17 protein-coding genes are annotated in these 17,925 nt (G+C 68.4%); 10 read left to right on the top strand and 7 right to left on the bottom strand.

The window, feature by feature from the left end; translation table 11 throughout:
* Positions 1-153: 153 nt before the first annotated feature.
* Positions 154-981: a hypothetical protein gene (locus EAT51_RS06260; protein ID WP_130515111.1), complete on the top strand. Its 828-nt coding sequence runs from the start codon at positions 154-156 to the stop codon at positions 979-981.
* A gap of 364 nt (positions 982-1,345) precedes the next feature.
* Here the strand turns inward: EAT51_RS06260 and lpdA are convergent, their stop codons facing one another.
* Both lpdA and EAT51_RS06250 read right to left on the bottom strand, forming a co-directional pair.
* Complete coding sequence (lpdA, locus tag EAT51_RS06255) at positions 1,346-3,481, bottom strand: dihydrolipoyl dehydrogenase (protein ID WP_130561415.1); 2,136 nt, start codon at positions 3,479-3,481, stop codon at positions 1,346-1,348.
* A gap of 15 nt (positions 3,482-3,496) precedes the next feature.
* Positions 3,497-4,939 (bottom strand): dihydrolipoyllysine-residue acetyltransferase, encoded by a 1,443-nt coding sequence (locus tag EAT51_RS06250; protein ID WP_130561414.1) that lies wholly within the window; start codon positions 4,937-4,939, stop codon positions 3,497-3,499.
* A gap of 234 nt (positions 4,940-5,173) precedes the next feature.
* On the opposite strand from EAT51_RS06250, the gene otsB reads away from it, so the two are divergent.
* The 8 genes from otsB (at position 5,174) to EAT51_RS06210 (ending at position 13,315) form a co-directional block, all read left to right on the top strand.
* Complete coding sequence (gene otsB, locus EAT51_RS06245) at positions 5,174-5,926, top strand: trehalose-phosphatase (RefSeq protein ID WP_130515105.1); 753 nt, start codon at positions 5,174-5,176, stop codon at positions 5,924-5,926.
* An 84-nt stretch (positions 5,927-6,010) separates the two neighbouring features.
* Positions 6,011-7,792, top strand: a complete 1,782-nt coding sequence (locus tag EAT51_RS06240; protein WP_130561413.1) for a glycoside hydrolase family 15 protein — start codon at positions 6,011-6,013, stop codon at positions 7,790-7,792.
* Positions 7,789-9,156, top strand: coding sequence for an alpha,alpha-trehalose-phosphate synthase (UDP-forming) (gene otsA, locus EAT51_RS06235; protein ID WP_130561412.1), 1,368 nt, complete (start codon positions 7,789-7,791; stop codon positions 9,154-9,156). Before EAT51_RS06240 ends, otsA begins: the two co-directional genes overlap by 4 nt.
* Before the next feature lie 821 nt (positions 9,157-9,977).
* Positions 9,978-10,658: an OmpW/AlkL family protein gene (locus EAT51_RS06230; protein WP_130515098.1), complete on the top strand. Its 681-nt coding sequence runs from the start codon at positions 9,978-9,980 to the stop codon at positions 10,656-10,658.
* Between the two features lie 358 nt (positions 10,659-11,016).
* Positions 11,017-11,319 (top strand): hypothetical protein, encoded by a 303-nt coding sequence (locus EAT51_RS06225; RefSeq protein WP_130515096.1) that lies wholly within the window; start codon positions 11,017-11,019, stop codon positions 11,317-11,319.
* Between the two features lie 68 nt (positions 11,320-11,387).
* On the top strand, positions 11,388-11,870 hold the full coding sequence (locus EAT51_RS06220; RefSeq protein ID WP_130515093.1) for a YajQ family cyclic di-GMP-binding protein: 483 nt from the start codon (positions 11,388-11,390) through the stop codon (positions 11,868-11,870).
* A gap of 10 nt (positions 11,871-11,880) precedes the next feature.
* Positions 11,881-12,435, top strand: a complete 555-nt coding sequence (locus tag EAT51_RS06215) for a DUF1415 domain-containing protein (RefSeq protein WP_130515091.1) — start codon at positions 11,881-11,883, stop codon at positions 12,433-12,435.
* 76 nt (positions 12,436-12,511) lie between these two features.
* A complete protein-coding gene (locus tag EAT51_RS06210; RefSeq protein WP_130515089.1) occupies positions 12,512-13,315 on the top strand; it encodes an SDR family oxidoreductase in 804 nt (267 codons plus the stop codon).
* 21 nt (positions 13,316-13,336) lie between these two features.
* On the opposite strand, the gene EAT51_RS06205 is transcribed toward EAT51_RS06210, so the two are convergent.
* From EAT51_RS06205 to EAT51_RS06190, 4 genes are all read right to left on the bottom strand, one after another.
* On the bottom strand, positions 13,337-14,155 hold the full coding sequence (locus EAT51_RS06205; RefSeq protein ID WP_130515087.1) for a ParB N-terminal domain-containing protein: 819 nt from the start codon (positions 14,153-14,155) through the stop codon (positions 13,337-13,339).
* A gap of 100 nt (positions 14,156-14,255) precedes the next feature.
* Positions 14,256-14,942 (bottom strand): HAD family hydrolase, encoded by a 687-nt coding sequence (locus EAT51_RS06200; RefSeq protein ID WP_130561411.1) that lies wholly within the window; start codon positions 14,940-14,942, stop codon positions 14,256-14,258.
* Positions 14,939-15,649 carry a pseudouridine synthase gene (locus tag EAT51_RS06195; RefSeq protein WP_130515083.1) on the bottom strand — a complete coding sequence of 237 codons (711 nt, stop codon included), beginning with the start codon at positions 15,647-15,649 and terminating at the stop codon, positions 14,939-14,941. Before EAT51_RS06195 ends, EAT51_RS06200 begins: the two co-directional genes overlap by 4 nt.
* Positions 15,646-16,701 carry a class I SAM-dependent methyltransferase gene (locus EAT51_RS06190; protein WP_130515081.1) on the bottom strand — a complete coding sequence of 352 codons (1,056 nt, stop codon included), beginning with the start codon at positions 16,699-16,701 and terminating at the stop codon, positions 15,646-15,648. Before EAT51_RS06190 ends, EAT51_RS06195 begins: the two co-directional genes overlap by 4 nt.
* Before the next feature lie 269 nt (positions 16,702-16,970).
* Here EAT51_RS06190 and EAT51_RS06185 point away from each other — a divergent pair, with 269 nt between their 5' ends.
* Positions 16,971-17,387, top strand: a complete 417-nt coding sequence (locus EAT51_RS06185; protein WP_130515080.1) for an EF-hand domain-containing protein — start codon at positions 16,971-16,973, stop codon at positions 17,385-17,387.
* Positions 17,388-17,459: 72 nt separating this feature from the next.
* Here the strand turns inward: EAT51_RS06185 and EAT51_RS06180 are convergent, their stop codons facing one another.
* On the bottom strand, positions 17,460-17,858 hold the full coding sequence (locus tag EAT51_RS06180) for a hypothetical protein (protein ID WP_130515078.1): 399 nt from the start codon (positions 17,856-17,858) through the stop codon (positions 17,460-17,462).
* Positions 17,859-17,925 lie beyond the last annotated feature (67 nt).

Here is a 17,925-nt window from a genome sequence, read left to right as displayed (position 1 = left end):
GCTCGATCACCTGCTTCACCGCTTCGGCCTGGAACTCATCCGTGTACTGCTTGCTGTTGCCCATAAACACCTCGGTCATTGCCATCAATTATGGCAACCGGATGTCTACGAAAGGCTGGCCGGTCCACATCCGATCCGTAGAGAGAGCACCCCATGAAAGCCATCCCGTCCCTGGCCCTGGCAGGCCTGTCCCTCGCGCTGCTGGGCGCCGTCGCGGCCCCGGCCAGCGCGCAGGAGAACAACGACACCTTCACCCTGCGCGTGGGCGCCATGAACGCCGACGGCGACGCCACCCTCCGCGGCAGCGCCGAGGGGTTCGGCCAGAGCGTGAGCGGCAAGCGCGATTTCGACTTCGGCAGCGCCGAGGTGTCCCCGCGCGTGGATGGCGTATGGCACATCAGCAACCGCAACCGTCTGATCTTCGACTACTTCCGCTATCAGAAGGACAACAAGCAGACCCTGTCCGAGGACATCTCCTACCAGGGCAACACCGTGCCGAGCGGCAGCTTCGTCAAGCTGGATTCGCGCTTCCAGCTGGCCAGCCTGATCTACGACTTCTCGGTGGTGGAGACCGACAAGTTCTCGATGGGCCTGGAGCTGGGCGCCGAGTGGGCCAAGCTGGACGCCAAGGCCACCGCCGACGCCGGCACGCTGGGCCGCTACCGCGAAACCTGGAAGGAAGACGGCGTCGCCCCCGTGGTCGGCGTGCGCTTCACCGCCACCCCGGGCGATCGCTGGCTGATCAACGTGCAGGGCCAGTACCTGGACGCGAACTGGGGCAACTTCGACTACGACGGCAAGATCAAGCGCGCCAACGCCACGGTCGAGTACAAGTTCACCCAGAACTTCGGCGTGTTCGCCGGCTACGACTGGTTCAAGATCAACTACAGCGAGCCCTACACCTCCGGCGACATCACCGGTCGCGCCGGCCTGGATCTGGAGTTCAAGGGCCCGACGGTGGGTCTGACGTTTGCGTTTTGACGCGCTTCAGCGCGATGCGCGCTGAAGCCCCAAAGTTTGCTGCGCAAACTTCGGGCCCCGGCTTATCAGTCCCCACATCCCCGCGCCTTCGGCGCGCCCCCTTGACTCAAGGGGGCTCTCCTTCCGGAGCGTAGGCTGGGGCTTGGTGAAAGGCTTGGTTCGCGACACGAAAAAGCCCCGGCATGCCGGGGCTTTTTCTTTGGTCAACTCATGGGAGGGTCTGGAACTGCAGACAAACCCCCTATCGTCATTCCCGCGAAGGCGGGAATCGCTCCACAACAGACAGATGTCTGGTCATCCAGGGACTTTCGCGCGAAGCGTCGCAGACCCGCGCTCCCGCGATCGCGGGAGCGACGGAATGCGCTTACTTCTTCTTCGGGATGTACAGGTCGGTGATCGTGCCGTCGTAGACCTCGGCCGCCATGCCGACCGATTCGCTCAAGGTCGGGTGGGCGTGGATGGTGTGGCCGATGTCCTCGGCCTCGGCGCCCATCTCTATCGCAAGACCAATCTCGGCCAGCAGATCGCCGGCATGCACGCCGACGATGCCGCCGCCGACGATGCGGTGCGTCTCCTCGTCGAAGATCAGTTTGGTGAAGCCTTCGGTGCGGCCGATGCCGATGGCGCGGCCGCTGGCCGCCCACGGGAACTTGGCCACGCCGACCTTGAGCCCCTTGGCCTTGGCCTCGGTTTCGGTGACGCCGACCCAGGCGATCTCCGGGTTGGTGTAGGCCACCGACGGGATCACGCGGGCCACCCACTCCTTCTTCTCGCCCGAGGCGACTTCGGCCGCCAGCTTGCCCTCGTGCGTGGCCTTGTGGGCCAGCATCGGGTTCCCGACGATGTCGCCGATGGCGAAGATGTGCGGCACGTTGGTGCGCATCTGCGGATCGACCGGGATGAAGCCGCGATCGGTGACCTGCACGCCGGCCTTGTCCGCGCCGATCTTCTTGCCATTGGGCGCGCGGCCCACGGCCACCAGCACGCGGTCCCAGATGCCGGACTCCAGATCGGGCTTGGCGCCCTCGGTGGCCGATTCGAAGGTCACGGTGATGCCCTTCTTCTCGGCCTTGACGCCGGCGGCCTTGGTCTTCAGATGGACCACGACGCCCTGCTTCTTCAGGCGGTCGGCCAGCGGCTTGACCAGGTCCTTGTCGGCGCCGGGCATCAGCTGGTCCATGAACTCGACCACGGTCACCTGGCTGCCCAGGGCGCTGTACACGGTGGCCATTTCCAGGCCGATGATGCCGCCGCCGACCACGAGCAGGGACTTGGGCACTTCGGCCAGCTCCAGCGCGTCGGTGGAATCCATCACGCGCGGGTCGTCCCACGGGAAGTTGGGCAGCTTCACCGCCTGGCTGCCCGCGGCGATGATGCATTGCTCGAAGCGCAGCAGCTGGGTCTTGCCGTCGCTGCCGACGATCTCGATCTCGTTGGCCGACACGAACGTGCCCACGCCCTGGACCTCGCGCACCTTGCGCTGCTTGGCCATGCCGGCCAGGCCCTTGGTCAGGGTACCAACGACCTTTTCCTTGTAGCTGCGCAGCTTGTCGAGGTGGATCTTGGGCGCGGCGAACTCGATGCCGCACTCTTCGGCATGGGCGGCCTCGTCGATGACGTTGGCCGAATGCAGCAGCGCCTTGGACGGGATGCAGCCGACGTTGAGGCACACGCCGCCCAGGCTGGCGTAGCGCTCGATCAGCACGGTATCCAGGCCCAGGTCCGCGGCGCGAAACGCGGCGGTGTAGCCGCCGGGGCCGGAGCCCAGCACCACGATGCGGCATTCGATGTCGGCCTTGCGGCCGGTGCCGGCCGCGGCCTTGGGCGCCTGGACGCCCTCGGGCTTGGCGGGCGAGGCACTGACCGGCGCGGCGCGCGGGGCCTGCGAAGGCGCGGCCGCGGCCTCGCCTTCGAGCACCACGACCAGGTCGCCCTGGTTGACCTTGTCGCCGACCTTGACCTTGATCTCCTTGACCTTGCCGGCGGCCGAGGACGGCACTTCCAGCGTGGCCTTGTCCGATTCCAGGGTCAGCAGGCCCTGCTCCTTGGCCACCGTGTCGCCGACCGCGACCAGCATCTCGATCACCGGCACGTCGGAGAAGTCGCCGATGTCGGGCACCTTCACCTCGATGGGGCCGGCGGCCGGCGCGGGCGCGGCGGCTTCAGGCTTGGGTTCGACCTTCTCGGCCTTGGGTGCCTCTGCCTTGGCCGGCGCGGCCGGCTGGGGCGCGGCGGGGGCCGGCGCCGCGGCGGCTTCGCCCGCGGCCTCCAGCACCACGACCAGGCTGCCCTGCGAGACCTTGTCGCCGACCTTGATCTTGATCTCCTTCACCACGCCATCGGCCGAGGACGGCACTTCCAGCGTGGCCTTGTCCGATTCCAGCGTGGCCAGGCCCTGTTCCCTGGTCACGGTATCGCCGACCGAAACCAGGACCTCGATCACCGGCACGTCGGAGAAATCGCCGATGTCCGGCACCTTCACTTCAATGGTGTTCGCCATGCGCGCAGCCTCCGGTTACAGCAGGACCCGGCGCATGTCGCCGAGCACCTTGGCCAGATCAGCGGTGAAGCGCGCGGCCAGCGCGCCGTCGATCACGCGGTGGTCGTAGCTCAGCGACAGCGGCAGCATCAGCCGCGGCTGGAACGCCTTGCCGTCCCACACCGGCTGGATCGCCGACTTGGACACGCCCAGGATGGCCACCTCCGGCGCATTGACGATCGGCGTGAACGCCGTGCCGCCGATGCCGCCCAGCGAGGAGATCGAGAAGCAGCCGCCGGTCATGTCGGCCGGGCCGAGCTTGCCTTCGCGCGCCTTCTTGGCCAGCTCGCCGGTCTCGGTGGCGATGTCGTTGACGCCCTTCTTGTCCACGTCGCGGATCACCGGCACGACCAGCCCGTTGGGCGTGTCGGCGGCGAAGCCGATGTGGAAATACTTCTTCAGCGTCAGGTTCTCGCCGGTGGCATCGAGCGAGGCGTTGAAGGTCGGGTACTTCTTCAGCAGCGCGGCGCTGGCCTTGATCAGGAAGGCCAGCATGGTCAGCTTGACGCCGGACTTGGACTTCTCCGCCTCCTTGTTGAGCGTCACGCGCAGGTCTTCCAGATCGGTGATGTCGGCCGAGTCGAACTGGGTGACGTGCGGGATCATGGCCCAGTTGCGCGCCAGGTTGGCGCCGGAGATCTTCTGGATGCGCGAGAGCGGCTTGACCTCGGTCTCGCCGAACTTGGCGAAGTCCACCTTCGGCCAGGGCAGCAGGCTCAGGCCATTGCCGCCACCGGCGGCCACCGGCGCGGCGGCCGGGGCGCCAGCGCCCGCGCCGGACAGCGCCTGCTTGACGAAGCCCTGCACGTCCTCGCGGGTGATGCGCCCCTTGCGCGCGCTGCCTTTGACCTGGTTCAGGTCCACGCCCAGCTCGCGCGCGAACAGGCGCACCGCCGGGCTGGCGTGCGGCACCTTGTCGGGCATCACGCGCGAGGCGTCGAAGCTGACCGGCGGGGTGCTGGTCGGCGGCGACGGCGGCTCGGCCTGGCCGGCGGTGGCGCCGGAGGCGGTGCGCGACTGGGCCTGGGCGATCTCGCGCTGGGTCAGCTTGTCCGGCGTCGTGCCGGCGGTGTCGACCGGCTCGACCGGCGCATCGGGCTCGGTCGGCTTGGCCGGGGACGGCGCCGCCTTGGGCGCCTCGGCCGGCTTGGCCTCGGCCTTGGGCGCGTCGCCCTCGCCGGCCGGCTCGATCAGGGCCACGACCGCCCCTTCCGAGAGCGTGTCACCGACCTTGACCTTGAGCTCCTTGACCACGCCGCCGAAGGCAGCCGGCACTTCCAGGGTGGCCTTGTCCGACTCCAGGGTGATCAACCCCTGATCCTTCTGCACGGTGTCCCCGACGGACACCAGCACCTCGATCACGGGCACGTCGCTGTAGTCGCCGATGTCGGGGACGCGCGCTTCCTGGGCTTGAGCCATCTTGGGGAACTCCGAAGGATTGGGTGGGACGGGCCGGGCATTGTACGTCCGCGATGCGTCGCGCCAACCTTGGCGGATGGTCGTAGCCGAAATTCTGTCAGGCCTTGACGAAATATCGTCCGATCCGCCCGATTTCGCCCTGACCCGCGCCCAACACCGCCCGTTCACCCCGTGTTGAGAACAATGCCGTCCGACGTTTGCACGCTGAAGACGCCCTGCCGATCGCGCCACCCCATGGCCCCCACTGCCCCCAACCGTTTCCCGACCCCGCCTGCGCTGGGCGATCACTGCGCGCTGTTCCTGGACGTGGATGGCACGCTGCTGGACTTCCAGGACGATCCCACCTCGGTCCGCCTGCCGGAGGGCGGCCTGGACACCATCACGCGCCTGGCCGCACAGCTGGACGGCGCGCTGGCCGTGGTCAGCGGCCGCCCGCTGAAGGCGCTGGACCTGGTGTTCGCGCCACTCACGCTGCCGGCGGCCGGCATGCACGGGCAGGAGCTGCGCGGCGCCCCGCAGGTCCCGCGCACCGTCCCGGCCGAAGCCCTGGCGGCGCTGCGCCGCGAGGCCACGGTGCTCTCGCACCGCTATCCGGGCGTGCTGGTGGAGGACAAGGGCAGCAACATCGCCCTGCACTGGCGCGCCGCGCCGCGCGCGGCCGAGCCGCTGCGCGACCTGGCCGCCCGGCACCTGCCGCAGCTGACCGGTTATCGCCTGCAGCCGGGCGACCATGTACTGGAACTGGTGCCCAGCGATGTGGACAAGGGCCGCGCAGTGCGTAGGCTGCTCGAACAGCCACCGTTCGCCGGGCGCACCCCGGTCTTCGTCGGCGACGATCTGACCGACGAGTACGGTTTCGAGGCCGCCAACAGCGCCGGCGGCTGGAGCGTGCTGGTCGGCCGCCGCGCCAACAGCCATGCGATGTACGCGCTGCCCGATGTGGCCGCCGTGCATGCCTGGCTGCAGGCCAGCCTGCAGGACGCGTGACGGGTCTTCCGGATCGATCTTGATCGCAAGCCTGCAACACCCGCGCTTTCTCCTCCCACTTCGCAACATCCCCACGGAGCCCGCATGCGACAACCCAACCTGGACATGGGCGTGATCGGCAATGGCAGCTTTGGCGCCTTGATCGACAAGCAGGGCCGCGTGGTCTGGAGCTGCATGCCCGCCTTCGACGGCGACCCGGCGTTCTGCGCGCTGCTGGGCCCCAAGGACCAGGTCGGCGGCGACTTCGCGGTGGAGCTGGAGGACCTGGCCTCCAGCGAGCAGCACTACCTGACCAATACCGCGATCCTGCGCACCGTGCTGCGCGATGCGCACGGCAACGCGCTGGAGATCATCGACTTCGCCCCGCGCTGGCGCGAGAACCAGCGCTTCTATCGGCCGGTCAGCATCATCCGACAGATCCGCCCGCTTACCGGCAACCCGCGCATCCGCGTGCGTGCGCGGCCGCTGGCCGACTGGGGCGCGCGCAAGCCCGAGTCGACCTGGGGCAGTAACCACGTGCGCTGGCTGCTGCCCGAGTTCACGCTGCGCCTGACCACCGATGTGCCGGTGCGCTTCATCCGCGAGGAGACCGCCTTCGTCCTCAACCACCCGGTGCATCTGGTGCTGGGCGCGGACGAATCGCTGCGCCGCTCGCTGCCCGGCTACGTGCGCGAGGCGCAGGAGAACACCCATCACTACTGGGCCGAGTGGGTGCGCTATCTGTCCATCCCGCTGGACTGGCAGGACGCGGTGATCCGCAGCGCCATCACGCTGAAGCTGTGCCAGTACGAGGACAGCGGCGGCATCATCGCGGCGATGACCACCTCCATCCCCGAGGCGCCGGACACGCCGCGCAACTGGGACTACCGCTATTGCTGGCTGCGCGATGCCGGCTTCGTGGTGCGCGCGCTCAACCGATTGGGCGCCACGCGCACGATGGAGCAGTTCCTCGGCTACATCTTCAACATCGCCACCCACGACGGCACGCTGCAGCCGATGTACGGCATCAACTTCGAAGTCAAGCTGCACGAGCACGAGGTGCCCAGCCTGGCCGGCTATCGAGGCATGGGCCCGGTACGGCGCGGCAACCTGGCCTGGATCCAGAAGCAGCACGACGTCTACGGCTCGGTGGTGCTGGCCTCGACCCAGCTGTTCTTCGACCAGCGCCTGGTCGATCCGGGCGACCGGCATACCTTCGAGCGGCTCGAGCCGCTGGGCGAGCGCGCCTTCGCCCTGTACGACGTGCCCGACGCGGGCCTGTGGGAATTCCGCGGCCGCGCCGAGGTGCATACCTACACCAGCGTGATGTGCTGGGCCGCCTGCGATCGCCTGGCCAAGATCGCCGAACGCCTGGAGCTGCCCGAGCGCGCCGCGCACTGGCGCGCGCGCGCCGACACCATCCGCGCCACCACGCTGGAACGCGCCTGGCGCGAGGACCTGGGCTGGTTCAGCGCCTCGTTCGAAAGCGACTACCTGGACGCCTCGCTGCTGCTGCTGGCCGATGTGGGCTTCATCGCGGCCGACGATCCGAAGTTCGTCGGCACCGTCGAGGCCATCGGCCGCACGCTGAAGAAGGGCGATGCGCTGTTCCGCTATGTGGCGCCGGACGACTTCGGCGAGCCGGAGACCAGCTTCACCATCTGCACCTTCTGGTACATCGACGCGCTGGCGGCGATGGGCCGCAAGGACGAGGCGCGGGCGATGTTCGAGCGCATCCTGGCGCGCCGCAACCACGTCGGCCTGCTGTCGGAGGATCTGACCTTCGACGACGGCGAGGCCTGGGGCAACTTCCCGCAGACCTATTCGCACGTGGGCCTGATCACCGCGGCCATGCGCCTGTCGCGCTCCTGGCAGGAGGCCTCATGAGCCGGCTGGTCGTCGTCTCCAACCGCGTCGCCCTGCCCGGCCAGCCGCAGACCGGCGGCCTGGCCACGGGCCTGCGCGCGGCACTGACCGAGCGCGGCGGCATGTGGTTCGGCTGGAGCGGCAAGGTCACGCGCGAGCCAAGCGGCAGGCTGCACGAGCAGCGCGAAGGCGACATCACCTTCGTCACCATGGACCTGGACCGGGCCGACCACGACGCGTACTACACCGGCTTCGCCAACGGTTCGCTGTGGCCGCTGCTGCACTTCCGCCTGGATCTGGTCGACTACGACCGCAGCAAGCGCGAGGGCTATGCGCGCGTCAACGCGCTGTTCGCCGACAAGCTGGCGCCGCTGCTGCAGGACAGCGATACGGTCTGGATCCACGACTACCACCTGATCCCGCTGGCCTCGCTGCTGCGCGAGCGCGGCGTGCGCTGCAGGATCGGCTTCTTCCTGCACACGCCGATGCCCTCGGCCGACCTGATCGTGGCCCTGCCTGATCACCAGCGCATCTTCAGCACGCTCTACGCCTATGACCTGATCGGCTTCCACACCCGGCGCGACGTGGAGCGCTACCAGGCCTATGTGCGCCTGTTCGCCGGCGGCAAGGTGCTCGGCCCGGACCTGATCGAGTCACCGGACGGGCGCCGCGTGCGCACCGGCGACTTCCCGATCAGCATCGACACCGGGCTGATCGCCCAGCAGGCCCGCGCCGCGGCCAACAAGGCGCCGGTGCGCGCGCTGCGCGAGAGCCTGCGCGGGCGCGAGCTGGCCATCGGCGTGGACCGGCTGGATTACTCCAAGGGCCTGCCCGAGCGCTTCAACGGGTTCGAGCGTTACCTGCAGCGGCACAAGGCCCAGCGCGGCAGCCTGACCTTCCTGCAGATCGCGCCGGTCTCGCGCGGCGAGGTCGCCGAGTACCGCCTGCTGCGCGGCCAGCTCGAACAGATCGCCGGCCACGTCAACGGCACCTATGCCGAGGCCGACTGGACCCCGATCCGCTACGTCAACCAGAACTACACCCACGCCACGCTGACCGGCTTCTACCGCATGGCCCGCGTCGGCCTGGTCACTCCGCTGCGCGACGGCATGAACCTGGTCGCCAAGGAATACGTGGCCGCCCAGGACCCCGAGGATCCCGGCGTGCTGGTGCTGTCGATCCTGGCCGGCGCGGCCGACGAACTGAGCCAGGCGCTGATCGTCAACCCGCACGACCTGGACGGCGTGGCCGACGCGATCGCCACGGCCGCCGCGATGCCCAAGGCCGAGCGCATCGAGCGCTGGCGGGCGATGTTCGCGCACCTGCAGAAGCACGATATTTCCGAGTGGCGGCAGCGCTATCTGGAGGCGCTGGAGCAGGGGTGAGGGGCCTTGTGCGGCTGGGTCGGGCGTGGGCGTCGTGTTGGGGCGCCCGTTGCTCAGGGTGGCGCGCCGGCTGTCTGAAGGCGGGAAAGGGCGTCGGCGCTTCCGTCATCAAGCGTTCCCGGTGATCTGAAGCCAGAAGCAAGAGCACCCCTCCCCAGCCCTCCCCTTCGCCTTTGGCGCAAGGGAGGGGGCGGACCTCCTGAACTGGGACTTCGGCGCTCGGTGCTGATTTCCCGGCCTGGCCGGTGCGCAGAACGCTCGCGACCACCCGCCCCCTCCCTTGCGCGCAGCGCAGGGGAGCTCGAAGTCGCGGTTAGCGACTGAGGGGGAGGGGTCGGAGCTTTCCCGATCAAGCATCAGCGGCGATGCATTTCTCGTCGTTCCCGCAGAGGCGGACACCGATGCACCTTAAGCAAGAGCGCTAAAGTCCCTGGGTTCCCGCTTTCGCGGGAACGACGGTGTGATCGCAACGACAGTTCTAGCGGGCTATCCCAACGTCGGCGGTAGCCGCCTAGCAGCCGTCGAGGCGACGATGAACGCGCCCGAGCTTGCGCAAATCGTTGCCAAAACCGTCATGCAGGCTGAACGCCGCCGTTCAAAACGGCATCGGCCGCGCGTGAAGAAAACCGCCGCGATTTAACGTTTTTCTACACCACGCCTAGCGCTGCGCCTGCACGCGCATCCAACAAGATGAAGCGTTGCTGTGCGGGAGCCTGAACCACGCCTGCCGTGCAGGGAATCGTTCATTTGGCCGCGCCTACGGTGTGCGCCGTCCCGCCAGTGAGCGGGCCCCACAAGACAAGAACGAAGAGGAAGTCCCCATGAAGTCGATCCGTTTGGTTGGCCTGGCCCTGGTGCCGCTGCTTGCCGCCCCGCCGGTCTTTGCGCAGGAAGCCGTCAACGATTCCACGCCGCATGGCGTGGCCACCAACAGCACCACCGGCGGCGACGCTGACGCAGCGTTCAAGCGCTGGGCCGTGGTCGGCAGCGCCACCATGTTGCAGCCGTCCTCGCGTCCGCTGAAGGGCACCACCCTCGACGTCGATGGCGCCACCGCCCCGACGCTGAGCGCCAGCTTCTACGCTACCCCCAACATCGCCGTCGAGCTGTGGGGCGCCGCGGGCAGGTTCAAGCATGACGTCACCGACGACCAGGGCAAGATCGGCAGCGTCGAGCAGATGCCGCTCGCGCTGAGCGCGCAGTACCACTTCGGCACTCCGGACCAGGTGTTCCGTCCGTTCGTGGGCGTGGGCTACTACGAGTCCAACTTCAGCAACGAGAAGCTGGGCAGCGTCCCGGGCTCGCACGTGGGCATCGAAGACGCCAAGGGCGCCATCGGCACCGTCGGCGTGGACATGAACATCAACCCGACCTGGTTCGCCCGCTTCGACGCGCGTTACCTCGACGGTTCGCCGGATCTCACCGTCAATGGCAAGAGCAGCGGCGCGTCGCTGGATCTGAACCCGTGGACGGTCGGCTTCGGTATCGGCGCCCGCTTCTGATCCAAGGCGTCGGTGACATCGCGACCGACAAGGCGGCGGCCCTCAGGGGCCGCCGCTTTTTTTTTTGGGTTTAGACAAGGTGTCGTGCCAGTAAACGCGCTTCGACAACCGGCCGCGCCCCTGCGGTCTGAAGCCCCACGACGAATCGATCAGGACTTCATTCGAAACGAAGCCTTGTACCCGACGCGCGAGGCAGCGGTCCGCCAGACCGCAGCGCCTCCGAAGCCAAGAAACCCTCACAGCCCGCAGTCCGTCGCTCGGCAGAAGAACCTCGATGTGCGCGAAGTCCCTGGTACTCACCGCGCCTTCGCGCAAGCGTGGTCAGCATCCTGCGGCAACGAACCATCTGGAGAACCCCATGCCCACCCTGCGCCTGCGCGTGACCGGCGATGACGCGTCCACCCTGCAGCTGACCGATGCGCTCGAGTCCATCGAAGGCATCGAGCATATCGAGGAGATCGAGGACCTGATGCCGCACGGCGACGACGACGACTCCAGCTCGGCCGGCCTGAGCGACGACATGGCAGGTAGCTACTCGGTGATCGAAGTCGAGGCGCCCAACGACGAGGGCGTGCGCCGCGTGCGCGAGGTGGCCGAACGCGTGGCCTTCGTCACCGGCGCGGTGATCGAGGTGCTCAACGAGGAAGACGAGCCGTACTGAATCCGGCCCTGACGGCGCCGCCGCGCTGCGCTACCCTTTGCGCCTTCATTTTTCGCGCCAGGTGCGCCATGCCCTCCTTCGACGTCGTCTCCGAGGTCAATTCCCACGAACTGACCAATGCGGTGGATCAGGCCAACCGCGAACTGTCCAACCGCTTCGACTTCAAGGGCGTGGACGCCAAGTTCGTGCTGGAAGACAACACGATCACCCAGTCGGCGCCGAGCGATTTCCAGCTCAAACAGATGGAAGACATCCTGCGCGCGCGCCTGATCGCCCGCGGCATCGACGCGCGCTGCCTGGAGTTCGGCGAGGTGGAGACCAACCTGGCCGGCGCGCGCCAGAAGATCACCGTCAAGCAGGGCATCGAGCAGAAGCTGGCCAAGCAGATCGCGGCCAAGATCAAGGAATCCAAGATCAAGGTCGACACCCAGATCAACGGCGACAAGCTACGCGTCAACGGCAAGAAGCGCGACGACCTGCAGGAGACCATCGCGCTGCTGAAGCAGCACGAGTTCGAGCAGCCGCTGCAGTTCGACAACTTCCGCGACTAGCCTTCCGCGCATGTCCGAGCAGCACGCCGCCCTGCACGACCCGCTCGCCGACACCCGCCGCTGGCTCGAGCGCGCGGTGATCGGGCTGAACCTGTGCCCGTTCGCCAAGGCTGTCTACGTCAAGCAGCAGGTGCGCATGGTGCTGAGCGACGCCACCACGCCCGAGGCGCTGCTGGAGCAGCTGATGGAAGAGCTGGTGCTGCTGCGGGAGACCCCGGCCGAGCTCATCGACACCACGCTGATCGTGCACCCGGACGTGCTGACCGACTTCCTGGACTACAACGACTTCCTCGACAACGCCGACATGGCCGTCGAGCAGCTGGATCTTCAGGGGATCCTGCAGGTGGCCAGCTTCCACCCGGATTACCAATTCGCCGGCGCCGCGCCGGACGATATGTCCAACTACACCAACCGCTCCCCCTGGCCGACGCTGCACCTGCTGCGCGAGGACAGCGTCGAGCGCGCCGTGGCGGCCTTCCCCGATCCGGACGTGATCGTGGAGCGCAACATCGCCACCCTCGACGAACTCGGCGTGGAAGGCTGGCGGCGCCTGCTGGACGACTGAGCGCATCGCGGAACGCACACGCCCCGCAGATGCGGGGGCGAGGACACTGTGGCGCCATCGCCACCGGAACACCGCCATGTCGCTGACACCGCCGATCACGCCCTGGAACCCCGCGCCGCTGGCCGGCCGCGTGGTGATGATCTCCGGCGGCGCGCAGGGCATCGGGCGCGGGATCGCGCAGGCCGTGCTGGGCGCCGGCGGGCGTGTGGCGATCGGCGACCTGGATGCCGACGCGGGCAAGGCCTGCCTGGCCGAATGGGCGCGCGGGGAGGACGCCTTCTTCAAGCGCCTGGACGTGGCGAGCGAGCGCAGCGTGGCCGCCTTCGTCGCCGCGGCCCTGAAGCGTTTCGGCCGCCTGGACGGGCTGGTCAACAATGCCGGCCCGCCCGATCCGCACGTGCCGCCGCTGGACACGCTGGACCTGGCGCAATGGAACCAGCGCCTGGCCAGCCTGCACGGCGCCTTCCTGTGCAGCCGGCATGCGCTGCCGGCGCTGCGCGCCCACGACGAGGGCGCCATCGTCAACATCGCCTCGACCCGCGCGCACCAGTCCGAGCCGCACAGCGAAGCCTACGCCGCCGCCAAGGGCGGGCTGGTCGCCTTCACCCATGCGCTGGCCTTAAGCGAAGGCCCGCGGGTGCGGGTCAACGCGATCAGCCCGGGCTGGATCGCCACCGAGGCCTGGCGCGGTCCCTCACGCCGGCGCACTCCCAGGCTTTCCAAGGCCGATCACGCCCAGCACCCGGCCGGACGCGTCGGCACGCCGGAAGACATCGGCGCGCTGGCCGTGCAGCTGCTGGCGCCGACGCTGTCCGGCTTCGTCACCGGACAGGAGTTCATCGTCGACGGCGGGATGACGCGCAAGATGCAGTACGCCTGAAGCGGCGCGGCGCCGGCTGCGTCAGGCGGCGGCTTCCAGTTCGGCGATCCGCGCCTCCACGGCTGCGATCTCTTCCTGCAGCTGCGCCAGGCGCGTGCGCAGCTGCGGCAGCTCCAGATTCTCGACCGGCTTGGCCGCGGGCTTGGGGCGCTTCTTGGCGTCGCGCACGCGCTTGGCCGCCTCCTTGAGCTCCTGCGCGCCGCCCTGCGCGGCGGCCTGCTGCTCCTGCGCCGGCAAGGTGGCGACCACGGCGGCGGCGTTGATCGACAGCTCGCCCGCGCGTACCGCGGCGATGACCTCGGGCGTGGCCTGCTTCTGGATCTTCTCGATCGCCGCGACCTGGCTGTTGCTGAGCTTGGCGGCGCGGGCCAGTTCCTCGCGCGTGGGCAGCATCGCCGAGGTCACCACCGGCGCGGCGGCGGCCGGCGCGCTGGTGTCCCACGGCGGAGCCCCGGCATCGCCTTCGCCGGCGGGCTCCGGCGCCGCCGGCGCGGGCGCGGGCGCGGCCTGGCGCGAGCGTTCGAGCAGGATGTCGCGCCGGCGCAGCGCCAGCACGCCGCGCTGGAAGTCCGACACGCTGCGCCGGCCCAGGTGCTGGTCGATCATCCACAGATGCACGTCTTCCATCGAGGTGAAGCGCGTGTTCTGCACGGTGTTGAACGGCAGCCCGTGCTTCTGGCAGATGCCGTAGCGGTTGTGGCCATCGACCAGCACATCGCCCCACAGCACCAGCGCGTCGCGGCAGCCTTCGGCCAGCAGGCTCTGCTCCAGCGCGGCGTACTCGTCGGGCGTGAGCGGATCGATGTAGGCCTTGAGGTCTTCTCTGACGACGATGTTCATGGACTGCCGGGTGTGCGAGGGGGCGGCATTGTAGGCAGCCGCGGCGCGCACGTCGCCCTTGCATTTGCACGCGTCCTGGCGTGCGTCCTCGCGGGTGGCGTCAGTCGCCGGCCAGGCGCGCTTCCAGCAGGCGTTGGGCGTCGGTGAGCGAGGCCACGATGCGATGGCCGCGCGCGCGCAAGGCCTCGTCCGGCATCACCAGATCGGGCACCTGGATCACCGTCATGCCCGCGGCCAGCGCGGCGGTGACGCCGGCCGGCGAATCCTCCAGCGCCAGGCAGCGCGCGGGGTCGGCGCCCAGGCGCTGTGCGGCGAGCAGATAGATGTCCGGCGCCGGCTTGGGCCGGCTGACGTCGTTGCCGGCGGTGACCGCATCGAAGTAGTCCAGCAGCCCCGCGTTCTCCAGCTTGCGCGGCGCCAGCGGCCGGCGCGTGGAGGTCGCCACGCCGCGCGGAATGCCCTGCTGCTGCAGCCACTGCAGCAGCGCCACGATGCCGGGCCGCAGTGGAACCCCAGCTTCGACTTCCTCGTGGTACAGCACATGACAGCGCGCCAGCAGCGCTTCGATCTGCGCGTCGTCCAGGCGCTCGCGTAGGATCGCCTCGCAGGCGGCGGTGCTGTGCCCGACCATGCGCAGCCAGTAGTCGTCCTCGATCTCGAAGCCCGCCTCGCACGCCGCGCGGCTCCAGCAGCGCAGCGAGGCGCGCTCGCTGTCGAGCATCAGTCCATCCATGTCGAAGATCACCGCCTCGGGCAGGAAGGACAGTGCGGCGACGTCGGCCTTCATTCCTTGGCTCCGGCGAACAGAGTGTTGAGGTCGGCCGCGTCCAGCGCGCGCCACTGGCCTTCGGGCAGATCGCCCAGCGCCAGCCCGCCGATGCGGCTGCGGTGCAGCGTCTCGACATGGTTGCCGACCGCGGCGAACATGCGCCGCACCTGGTGGTAGCGGCCCTCGTGCAGGGTCAGGCGCACCTGGCGCGGGGCGATGACGTCCAGTTCGGCCGGCATCAGCGGCTTGGGATCGGATTCCAGCAACAGCGTGCCGCTGGCGAAGGTCTGCGCCTCATCGCCGCGCAGATCCTGCGCCAGCGTGGCCTCGTAGACCTTCGGCAGCTGCGCCTTGGGCGAGATGATCCGGTGCAGCAGGCCGCCGTCGTCGGTGAGCAGCAACAGGCCGCTGGTCTGGCGGTCCAGGCGCCCGACCGTGGACAGCACCGGATCGCGCTGGCGCCAGCGCGTGGGCAACAGGTCGTAGACCAGGCGCCCGGCGTCCTTGGTCGAACAGGTGTAGCCGACCGGCTTGTGCAGCAGCACGCACAGGCCCGGCGCGGGATCGAGCGGTTCCCCGTCGATGCGGATCGCGTCGTGGTCGACCGGATCGTCGGTGTAGAGCACCTCGCCCGCCGCATCGGTGACCCGGCCCTCACGGAACAGGGCCTGCACCTGCTTGCGGCTGCCGTAGCCGAGGTTGGCGATATGGCGCACGATCTTCATGCGCGCGCCCCGGTGGCAGCGATGACCTTGAAGCCCGCGCTCTCGGCGGCCACGCGCACCTGTTCGAAGCGCGCTTCCAGCACGGCCTCGTAGGGCAGATGCCGGTTGGCGACCAGCCAGAGCTGGCCGTTGCGGTTCAGCGAGGACGCCGCCACCTCGATGAAGCGCCGGCCGATGTCCGGCCGCTCGCCGCGCGCCAGTGCATGGAACGGCGGATTGCTGACGATGACGTCGTACTTCTTCGGCAGGCCGACCGCCACGTCGTGCCAGTGGAAGCCCAGGGCCACGCGCTGGGCGTGCGACATCAGGTTCTGCTCGGCCAGCGCCAGCGCGCGCTGCTCGGCCTCGAACAGATCCAGCGCGGAGATGCCTGCGCAGCGCGTCAGCAGCGCATCGGCCAGGAAGCCCCAGCCGGCCCCAAGATCGGCCGCGCTGCCGCGCAGGTTGGCCGGCAGCGCATCGGCCAGCAGCTGCGAGGCCGGATCGATCCGGTCCCAGGCGAACACACCCGGACGGCTGCGGAACCGCCCGCAGAGGATCGGCCGGATCCGGTCCAGCTGCTGCCATTCGGCCAGCAGTGCCGCATCGTGCGAGCCATCCAGCGGCGGGCTCCAGAACACGCGGCAATGGTGCTTGGCCAGCGAGCCGCCCAGCCCGGTCAACCGCGCCAGATCCTTCTCCACCGACTTGGCGCCCTCGTCGTTGGCCACGCTCGCCACCACCCGCCCGCCGGGCGCGCAGCGCAGCACCGCCTGCGCCAGCAGCGCGCGCGTTTCTTCCTTCTGGCGCGGGGGCAGGAGCAGGACCAGCGGTGCCGGTGCGACGGGCGCGTCTTCGGCCTCGACCTCGAACCCGTCGCGTTGCAGCGCGTCGAACACCGGCTTGAAGGTCTGCGTACACCGCAGCGCCAGCCCAAGGCCGCGCAAGGCCGCGCCGGGGCGCGCGCGCAGGAAGAGGGTCTGGCCGGCTTGGCCGGCGAGGCGGTTCGCGCTCAGGGCGTGCGCGAGGGCCTCGAGAGGAAGATCGGATATCGGCAAGGGGAGAGAACGCATAAGCGCGACGGGAGCCCCATTTTAAATCGAATGCACGCTATGGAGCCCGAGATGAGGGGGTGCCTCAGGGTTGTGCCCGCTAAGCACTCGATGGCGGCGCCGGCTCGGCTGTCCGGATCCATCGCACTCCAGCGCAAGGCGTGCCCTTCATCCCAATACTCGCGCGAGGCGTCGATACAGGGGCGACGGACACGCCAGGGCCGCGCTTGAGCTTGCAACTGGCCCGGTGCTACCTTCCCGGCCACATCGCGAATGTCTAAGGATGGAGCATGAAGATCAAAGCAAGCACGCTGACCTCTGCCGTTGCCCTGCTGTGCGCCATTGCGCCATCGGCCATGGCGCAACAGGTCACCATCTTCGATCTGGCAGATACCAACAAGGATGGTTTTGTCGACAAGGCCGAGGACGAAGCGGCCAATCTGAAGAGCTTCAAACGCTATGACACCGACGGCGACGGCCGGCTGTCCCAGGCGGAGATGGCCGCGAAGTTCCAGGGCCTGCCCGCTTCCGAGGTCGCCCGCGGCGTGAATGCCAACCTATCGCTGATGGATACCGACAAGGACGGCGCCATCTCCTGGGACGAGTTCAAGCGCTGGTACTCGGCCAACATGTTCGATGGGCTGGACCAGGACCACGATGGCCGCCTGTCAAAGAGCGAGTTCATTCTCAACGAGAACGCACCCTGAGGCAGCAAGGCCTTGGACCGCTCGCAAAAAGAGCCCCATGCGGGGCTCTTTGTTTTTGAATGGTCGCAAGCGCTAGTGACGCGTGGGCGTATCCTTGGCCTTGCCTTTTCCGTCCCAGTTACCAGGCTGTCTGCCGATGGGGCACACGGTCTCATAGGCTAAAAAGCCTTTCCAATCGTCATTGGTCCAGGGACGCGGCTGGAACCACCCGAAGCTGACCGGACACTTGGTATTACCCGGATGCGGAACTGGACACCAAGGCAGGAAGTGAATCATGAACGCACCACGGCCGGTGAAGGGATACGTCGGATTCCAGGCGGTGTTGCCCCAGTTGCCGTTGCGCTTCCAGCCTTCGGTACAGAACACGAACGGATCGTCCTGACGCGAATCCTTGCGGTAACCGATCGAGTTCTGCGCATGCGCCTGGCACGCCAACAGGATCAACAGCGACAGTGTCCAATGCAGCTTCATGCTCCACCTCCATGTCCGGAAAACAGCCTCGCAGCCGGCGACCGCGACCTGAGGGGTGTCGGCCCGG

This window comes from Pseudoxanthomonas winnipegensis, from assembly GCF_004283755.1.
Taxonomy (GTDB): domain Bacteria; phylum Pseudomonadota; class Gammaproteobacteria; order Xanthomonadales; family Xanthomonadaceae; genus Pseudoxanthomonas_A; species Pseudoxanthomonas_A winnipegensis.
This window is presented reverse-complemented; position numbering and strand designations above follow the sequence as displayed.